15 protein-coding genes are annotated in these 13,157 nt (G+C 39.3%); 11 read left to right on the top strand and 4 right to left on the bottom strand.

Translation table 11 applies throughout. The annotated features are described in order from the left end of the window. The first annotated feature begins 3 nt into the window (after window positions 1–3). Genes F968_RS10630 through tauD form a run of 3 tightly spaced genes read left to right on the top strand, consistent with a single transcriptional unit; the run spans window position 4 to window position 2,554 of the window. Window positions 4–798 (top strand): taurine ABC transporter ATP-binding protein, encoded by a 795-nt coding sequence (locus F968_RS10630; protein WP_004792939.1) that lies wholly within the window; start codon window positions 4–6, stop codon window positions 796–798. Then, window positions 795–1,664 carry a taurine ABC transporter permease TauC gene (gene tauC, locus F968_RS10625; RefSeq protein ID WP_004792938.1) on the top strand — a complete coding sequence of 290 codons (870 nt, stop codon included), beginning with the start codon at window positions 795–797 and terminating at the stop codon, window positions 1,662–1,664. The genes F968_RS10630 and tauC overlap by 4 nt, the downstream gene beginning before the upstream one ends. 8 nt (window positions 1,665–1,672) lie before the next feature. Next, complete coding sequence (tauD, locus tag F968_RS10620; RefSeq protein ID WP_004792936.1) at window positions 1,673–2,554, top strand: taurine dioxygenase; 882 nt, start codon at window positions 1,673–1,675, stop codon at window positions 2,552–2,554. A 66-nt stretch (window positions 2,555–2,620) separates the two neighbouring features. On the opposite strand, the gene F968_RS10615 is transcribed toward tauD, so the two are convergent. Together F968_RS10615 and F968_RS10610 are read right to left on the bottom strand one after the other, a co-directional pair. Next, complete coding sequence (locus F968_RS10615; protein WP_004792935.1) at window positions 2,621–3,355, bottom strand: aspartate/glutamate racemase family protein; 735 nt, start codon at window positions 3,353–3,355, stop codon at window positions 2,621–2,623. Further along, window positions 3,352–4,821, bottom strand: a complete 1,470-nt coding sequence (locus F968_RS10610) for an NCS1 family nucleobase:cation symporter-1 (RefSeq protein ID WP_004792933.1) — start codon at window positions 4,819–4,821, stop codon at window positions 3,352–3,354. Before F968_RS10610 ends, F968_RS10615 begins: the two co-directional genes overlap by 4 nt. 396 nt (window positions 4,822–5,217) lie before the next feature. On the opposite strand from F968_RS10610, the gene F968_RS10605 reads away from it, so the two are divergent. Further along, a complete protein-coding gene (locus F968_RS10605; RefSeq protein WP_081399532.1) occupies window positions 5,218–5,958 on the top strand; it encodes a GntR family transcriptional regulator in 741 nt (246 codons plus the stop codon). Window positions 5,959–6,007: 49 nt separating this feature from the next. Here the strand turns inward: F968_RS10605 and F968_RS10600 are convergent, their stop codons facing one another. Beyond that, the gene (locus tag F968_RS10600) at window positions 6,008–6,898 is read right to left on the bottom strand and encodes a LysR family transcriptional regulator (RefSeq protein ID WP_004792929.1); all 891 of its coding nucleotides are present in this window, start codon (window positions 6,896–6,898) and stop codon (window positions 6,008–6,010) included. Window positions 6,899–7,095: 197 nt separating this feature from the next. Between F968_RS10600 and F968_RS10595 the strand changes: the two genes are divergently transcribed. The 3 genes from F968_RS10595 (at window position 7,096) to F968_RS19775 (ending at window position 9,983) form a co-directional block, all read left to right on the top strand. Continuing rightward, window positions 7,096–7,782 (top strand): hydrolase, encoded by a 687-nt coding sequence (locus tag F968_RS10595; protein ID WP_001043290.1) that lies wholly within the window; start codon window positions 7,096–7,098, stop codon window positions 7,780–7,782. 109 nt (window positions 7,783–7,891) lie between these two features. After that, window positions 7,892–9,766, top strand: a complete 1,875-nt coding sequence (locus F968_RS10590; protein ID WP_004792925.1) for an amidohydrolase — start codon at window positions 7,892–7,894, stop codon at window positions 9,764–9,766. 55 nt (window positions 9,767–9,821) lie between these two features. Continuing rightward, on the top strand, window positions 9,822–9,983 hold the full coding sequence (locus F968_RS19775) for a DUF1427 family protein (protein ID WP_016141301.1): 162 nt from the start codon (window positions 9,822–9,824) through the stop codon (window positions 9,981–9,983). Between the two features lie 68 nt (window positions 9,984–10,051). Here F968_RS19775 and arsC read toward each other — a convergent pair whose 3' ends face one another. Continuing rightward, entirely contained in the window at window positions 10,052–10,480 is a 429-nt protein-coding gene (gene arsC / locus F968_RS10585) for an arsenate reductase (glutaredoxin) (protein ID WP_004792921.1), read from the bottom strand. An 83-nt stretch (window positions 10,481–10,563) separates the two neighbouring features. On the opposite strand from arsC, the gene F968_RS10580 reads away from it, so the two are divergent. Genes F968_RS10580 through arsH form a run of 4 tightly spaced genes read left to right on the top strand, consistent with a single transcriptional unit; the run spans window position 10,564 to window position 13,129 of the window. Further along, on the top strand, window positions 10,564–10,893 hold the full coding sequence (locus tag F968_RS10580; RefSeq protein WP_004792919.1) for a metalloregulator ArsR/SmtB family transcription factor: 330 nt from the start codon (window positions 10,564–10,566) through the stop codon (window positions 10,891–10,893). Between the two features lie 5 nt (window positions 10,894–10,898). Then, entirely contained in the window at window positions 10,899–11,372 is a 474-nt protein-coding gene (locus F968_RS10575) for an arsenate reductase ArsC (RefSeq protein WP_004792918.1), read from the top strand. A gap of 10 nt (window positions 11,373–11,382) precedes the next feature. After that, on the top strand, window positions 11,383–12,429 hold the full coding sequence (gene arsB / locus F968_RS10570; protein WP_004792917.1) for an ACR3 family arsenite efflux transporter: 1,047 nt from the start codon (window positions 11,383–11,385) through the stop codon (window positions 12,427–12,429). Beyond that, window positions 12,416–13,129, top strand: coding sequence for an arsenical resistance protein ArsH (gene arsH, locus F968_RS10565; RefSeq protein ID WP_004792916.1), 714 nt, complete (start codon window positions 12,416–12,418; stop codon window positions 13,127–13,129). The genes arsB and arsH overlap by 14 nt, the downstream gene beginning before the upstream one ends. Window positions 13,130–13,157: the final 28 nt, after the last annotated feature.

The following is a 13,157-nucleotide window of genomic DNA, read 5'->3' as shown; positions in this document are numbered from 1 at the left end:
GTCATGAGTGTACTAGAAGCCAAACATATTCATCTGACTTTTCCTAAACAACAAAAGCCAGTTTTACAAGACATTAACCTAACGATTGAAGAAGGTTCTTTAACCGTGATTTTGGGCGAGTCAGGTTGTGGCAAAACAACTTTGCTTAATATCTTGGCAGGCTTTCAAAAACCGAGTTCAGGTGATGTGCTTGTAAATCATGAAGTGGTAAATGGACCAGATGTAACCCGCGCTGTGGTATTTCAGGATCATGCACTCCTTCCTTGGTTGAATGTTGCAGATAATGTTGGTTTCGCTTTGCAGTTAAAAGGTTTAAAGTGCGCAGATATCGAAGCTCAAGTGAACGCAATTTTAAAAATTGTAGGTTTAAGTCACGTTGAAAAAGCCAATATTTGGGAACTTTCCGGTGGTATGAAACAACGTGTTGGTATTGCCAGAGCTTTGATCAGTCACGCGCCGTTTATTTTATTAGATGAACCTTTTGCTGCATTAGATGCTTTTACACGTGAAAACATGCAGCAGTTAGTGCTCGATTTATGGATTCAGCAAAATAAAAGTTTCTTTTTAATTACGCATGACATTGAAGAAGCATTATTGCTCAGCAATCAGTTAGTTCTGATGACAGCGCATCCAGGCAAAATTGTAGAAACTCTACATCTCGATTTTGCTGAACGATATCGTCAGGGTGAGTCTATTCGCTCGATTAAATCGGACCCTCAATTTATTCAGCTCAGAGAACAGCTATTTGAAACTTTAAGGGCACAAAAACAAAGCGGTAAGGAGGCGTTACCTACATGAACACTAAAGATAACGTCTATGAATATGACAAAACAGAGCTAAAACTTAAGCCAGATGCACAATCAGAAAAAGCTTCATTTTTATTGTCATTTTTTGAGAAGCATCGCACTTTGGCGGTTAGCATAATCAGTGTGGGAAGTGTGGTTGCGCTTTGGTTTCTCATTACTGCTTTGCATATCGTACCTGAGCTATTTTTACCGAGTCCACAGGCCGTATGGCAGAAATTTATATCGGTCAGCCAAGAAGGCTTTATGAAAGCAACTTTGTGGCAACACTTAGCAGCCAGTATCTCTCGAGTATTTTTAGCTTTGATTGCTGCTGTAGTGATTGGTGTTCCATTGGGTTTATGGATGGGTTTGAACAAATGGGTCCGTGCTGTTCTAGATCCTTTAGTTGAATTATTACGTCCAATTCCACCGTTAGCTTATTTGCCATTACTGGTGATCTGGTTTGGTATTGGCGAAACCACAAAAGTACTTTTGATTTTCTTCTCGATTTTGGCGCCTGTCATTATTAGTAGTGCGCATGGTGTGTTAAGCCATCAGCTTAATCGTGAGCGTGCTGCACTGTCGCTAGGAGCAAGTCAGGCACAAGTCTTTTGGCATGTGATTTTACCAACCGCTTTACCTCATATTATTACAGGTATTCGTATTGGTCTCGGGGTGGGCTGGTCAACATTAGTTGCAGCAGAGTTAGTTGCAGCAGATCGTGGTATTGGTTTTATGGTGCAATCAGCAGCGCAGTTCTTAATTACCGATACGGTGATTCTGGGCATTATTGTGATTGCGATTGTCGCAGTTAGTTTTGAGCTGTTTTTACGTTGGTTACAAAAACAGTTTTCTCCTTGGTATGGTCAGCAGTTGTAGTAAAGAAGATGAATACAGTCGTAGCAAATTTAAATATTGAAGTGATCAAGCCTACCATTGGCGCAATTATTCATGATGTCGATTTGAATGCGTTAAATGAACACACGACGCAACAAATCCAGCAGGCTTTGCTTGATCATCAGGTCATTTTTTTTCGAAAGCAACAATTGGCACCGCAAGCACAAGCAGACTTGGCCCGTAGTTTTGGCACCTTACATGTGCACCCAATTTATCCTTCAATTGAAGATGTACCTGAAGTGATGGTGCTCGATAGCTGGAAACAAGACTTGCGTGATAATGAACTTTGGCACACAGATGTGACTTTTAGTAAAAATCCACCTTTAGGTTGTGTATTACAAGCCATTAAAATTCCACCTATAGGCGGTGATACGTTGTGGTCCAGCAACACAACAGCTTTTAAAAGACTCTCGCTTGAGTTACAGCAAAAATTACGTGGTTTAACTGCAACACACGATATTCGTAAGTCTTTTCCACTTGAGCGTTTTGCCCACAACGAAGAAGAGCGTGAAAAGCTTTTGCAAACATTTAAGCGTAACCCACCAGTGGTTCACCCAGTGGTGCGTACCCATCCGGTTACAGGTGAGCCTTTGTTATTTGTAAGTGAGGGCTTTACCACTCGAATTAATGAGTTACCTGAACAAGAAAGTGAGCAATTACTTAATTTCTTGTTTGAACATGCGACTCAAGAGCAGTTTCATTTGCGTTGGAAATGGCAAGATGGTGATGTCGCGATTTGGGATAACCGTTGCACACAACATAAAGCATTATTTGATTATGGCGATGCTCATCGCATCATGCACCGTGCAACTATTAACGGTGATGTGCCATTTTATAAAAATGAACACCAGCCAGAGTTAGCCGAAGTTTAATTATTTGATTTTGAGCCGTTTCAATTCCAACGCAGCGTTTTGAGTTGGAATTGAAACAATAACTCTTTAGCGTATTCCAAATCCTGACAATATGCCTGTGTAATTTTTTATAGGGGGTGAGGCCCAATCACCAAATTTACTGGTTTTTAAATTTAACTGAACTAACATTTCAGCTTGTTTAACTGCTGCTGCAACGCCGTCAATAACAATTACTCCCAACTCGTTTTGTAGCTTTAAACATAAATCACTCATGCCTGCACAGCCTAAAACAATCGCATCGCTTTTATCTTCTGCGAGCGCTTTTTTGCACTCATCGCGTATGGTTCGATAAGCATCTGAGTCAGGATGCTCTAACTCTTCAACTGCAATGTCACAAGCTCGAACATTTTTACAGAAGAGTTGAGCGCCATAGCGATGAGCCAGATGCCAGCTCATATTCACTGTGCGTTGTAAGGTGGTGATCACACTAAAACCAGTACTAACATAACTTGCAGTTCGCATAGCTGCTTCTGCAATCCCAATCACAGGTGCCGACGTAATTTCACGGGCAGCATAAAGCGCGGGATCGCCAAAACAGGCAATGATATAAGCATCTACATTTAGCTGTTCACCTTGGCGAATTTCTTCTAGCACACCTACGGCACTTAGGGCTTCATCATAATAACTTTCAATTGTTGCAGGGCCCATTTGAGGACTCACCGCAATAATTTGAGTATCAATACTCGCGACTATCTTGGCTGATACAGCAATTTTATCGGTCATGCTTTGGGTGGTATTAGGATTAATAATTTTAATTTTCATTGTACTTTTACCTTAGTCATTGCCGATTTAGTATGGCCAAGCGGTTGGTTAAGAAATCGGTAAATAATGAAACCGAATCCCATCCCAATGAACCATGTGAAATTAGCAAGTGCAGACAGTTGTGGTAGCAGCACACATAGAATAGGAATTAATGAAGCTGGAATTAAGGCATAAAAGGCAGAGTGGTTATAACCATTTTTGTACCAATACGAGCCTTTGGTATCTAAGGTATATAAATCATCTACTTCGATTTTCTGTTTTTTAACAAAGTAAAAATCGGCGAGCAATACACCAAAAAGTGGACCAATAAATGCACCTAAAATATCAATGGTGTAATGGATCACTTGAGGGTTATTAAATAAATTCCATGGGGTAATGAAAATCGAACCAACTGCTGCAATCATTCCACCCATGCGCCAGCTAATTTTGCTCGGTGAAACGTTGGAAAAATCAAAGGCAGGTGAAACAAAGTTAGCGACAATATTAATCCCGATGGTGGCAATCATTAAGGTTAAACTGCCTAAAATCACCACAAATGTGTTATCTAGTTTTCCAACCATCTCGACAGGGTCTGTAATGAGCTTGCCGTAGACTGGAAGCGTTGCCGCAATACAAACTACAGTAAGTAAAGAAAAGCCTAAGAAGTTAATCGGTAGCCCAAGAAAGTTCCCTATTTTAATGGCATTAAAACTTTTGCCATAACGAGAAAAGTCACCAAAGTTCAGCATCGGCCCTGAAAAATATGAGACAACAAGTGCAATAGCACCAATCATGACTGGTACAACCGCAAAACCGTCGTATTGAACACCGCTCAAGTTTAAATCAATATTTTGCCAGCCAGCTTTCCAGATCAGCCATATTGCCATCGCAAACATTACGATGTAAACAGCTGGACCTGCCCAGTCAATGAATTTACGAATACTGTCCATGCCAGACCAAAAAACAATCGCTTGTAGTAGCCAAAGCAGCATGAATCCAACCCATCCTAAATAGGAAAGTCCAAGAAAGCCATAAGTTGAAACATCGGCATAGACCGACCATTCTGGAAAGAACTTTAAAATGACCAATAAGAAAGCACTTGAGGCCAAATAGGTTTGAATGCCATACCACGCGACAGCAATAAGACCACGAATAACGGCAGGAATATTTGCACCAAGCACACCGAAGGTTGCGCGGCAAATAACAGGATAGGGCGTACCAGTTTGTTGGCTAGACTTGGCAATCAGGTTTGTAAAAAACTGAACTATGGCAATGCCGATGAGTAAAGATAGAAGTACCTGCCAGCTATTGAGCCCAAGTGCAAAAAGGCTCCCAGCCATGACATACCCGCCGACACTATGAACATCAGACATCCAGAAAGCAAAAATATTATAAGCGCCCCATGTTTGCTTTTTTAAAGGAGCCAAGTCTTGATTTGTCAGTTTTGCATCATAAGAAGGTTTAATTATTGCTTCGGTATTATTCATCTTGAACACTCACTTCCTTAAGATGGAGGCACTTTCAGCAGCATTGTTTTTCTGTCTAAAAGAATGAAATTAAGATTGTGTACAATGTGATATTTAAATTGTGCACAATATTAATTGAGCAAAAGTTATGCCAAATTTAAGAAGTAGCGTTTGTGAGTCATTAAAACTGGTATGAATTTTGGATATGCAGAGACAAATGTATAACATGAGAAGTGCTTAATTTTTTATAAAAACTAAGTAAATTTAGGTATATAAGTAGATATTTAGAGATCTAATATTGAATTGTTTAGCTCAACATAAGTGTTTTGGGAATGAGAGCGATATTCCAAAACGCTTAAGTTAAACTTACACTATTGTCATTAGATAAAGTTTTAAAAAGAGGGGGCATCAATAAAAATGGAGAAATCAATGCCATCGAATGCACCAAAAAAAGCCGTGGAAATGAGCAATGATGAAATTGATGACCATATATATAACGCTATTGTAGATGCTATTTTAAATCGACAACTTGCTCCTGGCGCACGTTTAGTTGAAGCACCTTTGTGTGAAGCATTCGGTGTAACGCGAGGAGTGTTAAGACGTGTTTTTGTCAAACTTGCACATGATAAGGTCATCGAAATTCAGCCCAATCGCGGGGCACTCATCGCACAACATAGTGCTGATGAAACAAAAGAGGTCTTTGAAGCGCGCAGCATGCTTGAAATCGCTACTGTAAAAAAGCTCGCTCAAAAGTCACATAAGCTAGATTTTAGTGAGCTTCGAAGTTTAGTCGACCAAGAGTCACATGAGCGTTTAGCTGGCAATTGGGCCGAGTGGATTAAGTTATCAGGACAATTTCATTTAAAGCTGATTGAAGCAAATCAAAATACGATTATGACCAGTTATTTGCAGACTCTTATTGCAAGGACTTCGTTATTAATTGGGTTATATGAAATTCCCAAACATAATAATTGTTCGGCAGATGAACATCGTGCAATTTTAAATGCCATTGAGCAAGGCGATGAAAAGCGAGCAACTCAATTGATGGAAGAGCATTTAGAACACTACGCGACGACATTTGTTGAAGAAGACCACACAGCAACAGCAGATCAAAATTTATTAAATTTATTTAAAAATAAAAAAATTGAAACTATTTAAACTAAATAAAAAATAATGGGCCAATTCCTATGGAAAAGGCCCAGATTGGTTATTTTATAGGAACGATTTGACGCGTTAGAAAATCAATAAATAGTTTGACTTTCTTCGATAAAATCTTACGGTTTGGCCATGTAACATATAAGTGAAGCGGCTGACTGGTGTAGTCCTCCAAACATTTCTGTAATTTGCCTTCTTTGTAATAAGGCTCTGCAATAAACTCTGGAAGAAAAACGATACCGTGATCTTTCAAGCACATATCTAATAATAATTCCCCATTATTACAGGTCATCACAGGGAAGCAATTAAAGGACACTTCTTTTTGATCTTTTTGGAAAATCAATTTTTTATGTCGGCTATCTTGATAGTAAATCAGAAATTTATGTTCTTTAAGTTCTTCTAAAGAGGTTGGAAGGCCATGCTGATTAAAATACTCTGGTGTTGCATATAAATATCGTTGATAGGTATTTAATATTTTACTATTTGCCAAATTTGGGGGTGAACCATCTACACGAATGGTTAAATCAAATTTATTATTATTTGTGTCTAATAGCTGATCAGTCATGAATAAATCAATTTTGATACTGGGATATTTCTCTATAAAGTCTGAAATGATATGTTGAAGAAAAATATTGCTAAAAGACATGGGGGTATTGAGCTTAAGTTCGCCTTCAGGGTACTGCTGATTGTAGCTAATTTCATAAGCAGCCCATTCAAACTCACTTAAAATGACTTTACTATGTTGATAAAATTTTTCCCCACAAGAGGTGAGATTCATCTGTCTTGTTGTTCTGGTTAACAGTGTGGTTTTCAGGTCATTTTCAAGGTAGCAAACACGTTTGGCTACTAAGTCACGAGAGATGTCGAGTGCTCTGGCTGCGCTACTAAAATTCCCATGTTCTACGACACTTACAAAAGTGGAAATACAGTCTAATCGATCCATGGATAAGCAAAAGTTAAAAAAATATATATCAATGATTAAACTATAAAAATTAAAAAGCAATCATTGTTTTTATTGTATCCATACAGCATACAGATTCGTGCTGATTTGCTGTCTATGCTTTTACATTTTTATCTGTTTTGATAATGACCAGTAAGCAATTTTAATGCATTACTCATAAGGAATAATGGAGTTTACCCATGAATAAGTCACTTTTAGAACAACTTTCACCAACGAATTGTCAGGTTATTTTTATTGATCATCAGCCACAAATGGCTTTTGGGGTACAGTCAATAGATCGCCAAGTATTAAAAAATAATACTGTAGGGTTAGCAAAAGCAGCTAAAACATTCAATATTCCTGTCACCATTACTACGGTTGAAACTGAAAGCTTCTCTGGTCATACCTATCCAGAACTTTTAGATGTATTTCCAGATGCTCCATTACTCGAACGTACTTCAATGAATTCATGGGATGACCAAAAAGTACGTGATTCGCTTGCAAAAAATAATCGTAAAAAAGTGATTGTTTCAGGTTTGTGGACTGAAGTGTGCAATAACACTTTTGCTTTTGGTGCCATGCTTGAAGGCGATTATGAAATTTATATGGTGGCAGATGCGTCAGGTGGTACATCGAAAGAAGCACATGACTATGCCATGCAACGTATGATTCAAGCAGGTGTTGTTCCGGTAACTTGGCAACAAGTCTTACTCGAATGGCAACGTGATTGGGCACACCGTGATACGTATGATGCAGTTATGGCAATTGTACGCGAACATTCTGGTGCTTATGGTATGGGTGTGGACTATGCCTATACGATGGTACATAAGGCGCCTGAACGTACAACTTCAAAACACGAAGTACTTGCACCAGTTCCTGCAAAATAAAACAGTACTGATTTAGGTAAAGGCATGTCTAGTATTCAATATTTAAGTGATATTAATACAGATATGCCTTTATTTTTTAGAACGATAATTCACAAGAATGGAGTTCAGAATGACCGAAATAAACCTCATACTCAAAAACGGTAAAATCACAACACTAGATCCTCAGAATCCCGAAGTACAAGCAATTGCGATTGCAGACGGTAAAGTGGTACGCACGGGTACAAATGATGAGGTTATGAAGCTCGCAACACCAACCAGCAAAGTTGTAGACTTAAATGGCCGTCGCGTTATACCGGGTCTAAATGACAGTCATCTACATATTATTCGTGGTGGCCTAAATTACAATATGGAGCTGCGCTGGGAAGGTGTACCTTCCGTTGCAGATGCACTACGTTTACTCAAAGAGCAAGCAGATAATACGCCAGCTCCACAATGGGTGCGTGTAGTAGGTGGTTGGACTGAATTCCAGTTTGCCGAAAAACGTTTACCGACTTTAGAAGAAATTAATAGAGCAGCACCAGATACTCCTGTCTTTGTTTTACATTTATATGCCAGTGCCTTGTTGAACCGAGCTGCGCTTGATGTATTAGGCTTTAACAAAGACACGCCAGACCCGCCAGGTGGCAAAATTGTACGTGATGAAAAAGGTGAGCCAACAGGTCTGTTGCTCGCAACGCCATCCGCTATGATTTTATATTCGACCCTAGGTAAAGCGCCGAAATTGCCAGTTGAAGATCAAGTTAATTCAACTCGTCATTTCATGCGTGAGTTGAACCGATTAGGTATTACTTCTGCAATTGATGCAGGTGGCGGCGGTCAAAATTACCCTGAAGATTATGATGTGATTAAGCAATTACATGACCAAAATCAAATGACGGTTCGAATTGCTTATAACCTATTTGCTCAAAAAGCAGGCCAAGAGCTTGATGATTATCGCCGTTGGACAGAAATGACATTTCCAGGCGATGGTGATGCATTATTTAGAATGAATGGCGCAGGTGAGAACCTGACTTGGTCGGCGGGTGACTTCGAAGATTTCTATGAGCCACGACCTGATTTGCCAGAAAAAATGGAAGGTGAACTCGAAGCCATTGTTGAACATTTAGCTGACAAGAAATGGCCATTCCGTATTCATGCAACCTATGATGAAAGTATTAATCGCTTACTCAACGTATTCGAGCGAGTAAATGCCAAACAGCCATTTGCGACCCGATTTATTATTGACCATGCCGAAACTGTATCTGAGCGTAATATCGAACGTATAGGTGCGTTGGGTGGTGGTATCGCCATTCAACACCGTATGGCATATCAAGGTGAGATTTTCGTAAAACGCTATGGAGCCGAAGCTGCTCAAGCAACGCCACCCGTCAAGAAAATGCTAGAACTCGGTGTTCCTGTGGGTGCGGGCACAGATGCGACCCGTGTTGCATCCTATAACCCTTGGGTTTGTTTGTATTGGCTAAGTACTGGTAAAACAGTTGGTGGTTTACCTTTATATGATGAAAAAAATCTATTAGATCGACAAACGGCACTCAAACTCTGGACTAAAGGTTCGGCTTGGTTCTCAGGTGAAAAAGATATCAAAGGTTCACTCATCGCAGGGGAGCTTGCCGACTTAGTTGTGCTGTCCGATGACTACTTTAAGGTTGAAGCAGAAGATATCCAGTGGATTGAGTCTGTACTCACTGTTTTAGGCGGAAAAGTGGTCTATGCAGGTGCAGAGTTTAAGCAAGATGATCCGCCATTACCACCAGCATCTCCAACATGGTCGCCAGTAAAACGCTTTGGTGGTCAGTGGCGTTTATCCGAAAATCGTAATGCACCTTCGAATCAATCATTACAGTCACAAAGTGCATTGTGTGAATGTGCTAGCAGTTGTGGCATGCATGGACATAGCCACTCATGGATGCTTGATGTTCCTGTAAATGATAAAGATAAAAAATCTTTCTGGGGTGCACTCGGGTGTTCTTGTTTTGCATTTTAAATAAAACAGTATGGGAACCTGCTATTAAATGGCTTGCTTCCCTAAGGTATGTACGATGAAAATGTACTTGTTATCTTTGGCTGTAGGGTTGCTCGTTGGCGTCTTATATTACGTTTTAAATGTTAAGTCACCGGCTCCGCCTCTTGTTGCATTAGTGGGGTTATTGGGCATGGTAGTCGGAGAGCAACTTCTTCCTTTTATTAAGTCTTATTTTTAACCCGTTTCACTCAAAAAAGCTAAATGGTGTTGTGCCATTTAGCTTTTTATATTGATGAGTGTCTTCAATTATTTTATACGACGGCCTTGATCATCAATAATCACTTCACCATCTTCTTTTGCAAAATAGCCTAAGTTTTTTGAATCTAAAATGTCGAGTACCACTTCAGAAGGGCGACAAAGACGTGTGCCTTTTGGTGTAACCACAAATGGGCGATTAATTAAAATTGGGTACTGAACCATAAAATCAATTAACTGTTCATCGGTCCAATGCTCTTGTTCAAGTTCTAAATCTTTATACGGATCAACATTTTTACGGATTGCTTCACGTACAATTAATTTTGAATCCTTAATGAGTTGGATCAGTTCATCTTTACTAGGGGGTGTTTTTAAATATTCAATCACTATAGGCTCAAACCCCGCATGACGAATGAGTTCCAATGTATTGCGCGATGTGCCACATGCAGGGTTATGATAAATCTTCACTAGTTCCGCCATGATAACTATTCATTGAATTAAGATATTGCATTTATATATGGATATCCGTATATTTGCAATAACGAATATAATTGGCTGCACATATGATCACTCAAGTCGATTTCTTTAAATGTCTTTCTGATCAAACTCGGTTAAACATTCTTAAGTTAGTTCTGAGCAAACAAAATATTTGTGTCTGCGAGCTAACCGAACAGCTTGAGTTGAGCCAACCAAAAATTTCCCGACATTTAGCCCTATTACGCACCCATGGCATGCTTCTTGATTCAAGACAGGGACAATGGGTGTATTACAGCGTTAATCCTGAGCTGCCGATCTGGGCAATCAACATTTTGAATATTTTGGCGCAGCAAGATGACGATGCAATGAAACCATTGTCTGGTCGGCTAGGGTCTATTTCTACCTTTTGTGAGTAAAGATCATGAAATTTCTATTTCTATGTACGGGTAATAGTTGCCGTAGTATTTTGTCAGAAGTTTTATTTAATAGCCGCGCACCAGAAGGGTGGAAAGCTTATAGTGCGGGCAGCAAACCTTCTGGTCAGGTACATCCGTTAACGATTGAAACCCTTGAAAATTTAGGTTTATCTACAGATGGCTTATGGAGTAAAACGATTGATGATTGCGAGCAATATCAACCAGATGTAGTAATTACTGTTTGTGACTCAGCAGCGCAAGAAGCATGCCCATTGTATTTAGGTGGCGCAATTAAAGCACATTGGGGCTTAAGTGACCCGTCACATCTCGACTTACCAAAAGAAGAAAAACTCAAGGCGTTCCAAAATACTGTAAATCATATTAACCGCCGTTTAGAGGCTTTATTTGCATTAGATGTTGCACATTTGAGCCGTTCGCAACTTATTAATGAAATTAACCAAATCTCGCATATTGATTAAAGAGAATAACATGGCCAAATCTAAGCTATCATTTTTAGATAGAAACCTAACGCTATGGATTTTTATTGCTATGGCTTTAGGTGTAGCCATTGGTGTTTTCTTTCCTCAAGCATCAGTGTCTTTAAATCAGCTCAGTGTAGATAACGTTAATATTCCAATTGCGATTGGTTTAATTTTAATGATGTATCCTCCTTTGGCAAAAGTAGACTATGCAGCTTTGCCAGAAGTTTTTAAAGATAAGAAAACTCTCGCTTTGTCTTTAGTACAAAACTGGTTAATTGCTCCGGTTTTAATGTTTGCTTTAGCGATTATTTTTCTGCATAACTATCCGGAATATATGACGGGTCTGATTCTTATTGGATTAGCACGTTGTATTGCAATGGTATTAGTTTGGAATGGCTTGGCATGTGGCGATAACCAATACGTAGCTGCTCTAGTTGCCTTTAACAGTATTTTCCAAATTTTATTCTTTAGCACTTATGCATGGCTATTTCTAACCTTTTTGCCACCTTATTTTGGTGTGGCAGGACAAGTCATTAATGTCGATTTTTGGACCATTACCCATGCTGTATTGGTGTATTTGGGTATTCCATTTTTAATGGGTTTCTTGACTCGTCTAGTTTTAGTTAAGGCAAAAGGTTTGAGTTGGTATCAAACCAAGTTTTTACCAAAAATTAGCCCGTTAAGTCTAATCGCCTTACTCTTTACTATTGTTGCCATGTTTAGTTTAAAAGGTGGCGATGTGGTGAGTTTACCTCTAGATGTATTACTGATTGCTGTCCCACTAACAATTTACTTTGTGGTGATGTTCTTTATCAGCTTCTTTATGAGTAAACGAATGGGGAATAACTATCCACGTACTACTGCCATTTCATTTACCGCAGCGGGTAACAATTTTGAGCTCGCTTTAGCAGTTGCAATTGCAACATTTGGCTTAGCTTCTCCGGTTGCTTTTACTACAGTAATTGGACCATTGGTTGAAGTTCCGGTTTTAATTTCACTCGTTTCAGTTTCGCTTTGGTTAAAGAAAAAGTATTTCTCACATGAACAGTTCTAATAATGATTTAGCAAATGTAGAGCTTAACCTTTTGGATAAGCCTACATTCGAACAAATACAAGCACAGCAGCTTGAACATCCACCCCGTATTTTACTGTTATATGGTTCGAATCGTGAACGCTCTTATAGTCGTTTTGCTGTACTAACAGCTGGGCGTATCCTTGAATACCTAGGTGCCGAAGTCAAAATTTTTCACCCTAAAGGTTTGCCTTTGCCCGAAGATGCAGCAACTGATCATCCAAAAGTACAAGAGTTACATGAACTTTTGGCTTGGTCAGAAGGTATGGTGTGGTGTTCGCCTGAACGTCACGGGGCAATGAGTTCAATTTTAAAAGCTCAAATTGATTGGATTCCTTTAGCTGGCGGAGCAATACGTGCAACACAAGGTAAAACCTTAGCCGTTATGCAAGTCAGCGGTGGTTCACAGTCTTTTAATGCTGTGAATCAAATGCGTATTTTAGGACGTTGGATGCGCATGATTACCATCCCAAATCAGTCTTCTGTTGCTAAAGCTTTTTTAGAGTTTGAAGAAGATGGCAGTATGAAACCATCCTTTTACTTTGACCGAATTGTTGATGTAATGGAAGAACTCTATAAATTCACTTTATTAACACGCGGGCAAAAACAGTACCTGACCAATCGCTATTCGGAGCGGAAAGAATCGGCAGAAGAGCTATCAAAACGAGTAAATCAAAAATAAAAAGTTTTATCCCAAAAAGTGCTCTAGT

This window comes from Acinetobacter sp. NIPH 817 (assembly GCF_000368405.1).
GTDB lineage: Bacteria > Pseudomonadota > Gammaproteobacteria > Pseudomonadales > Moraxellaceae > Acinetobacter.
The sequence above is the reverse complement of the archived record's forward strand: the minus strand, read 5'-3'. Positions and strand labels throughout refer to the sequence as shown.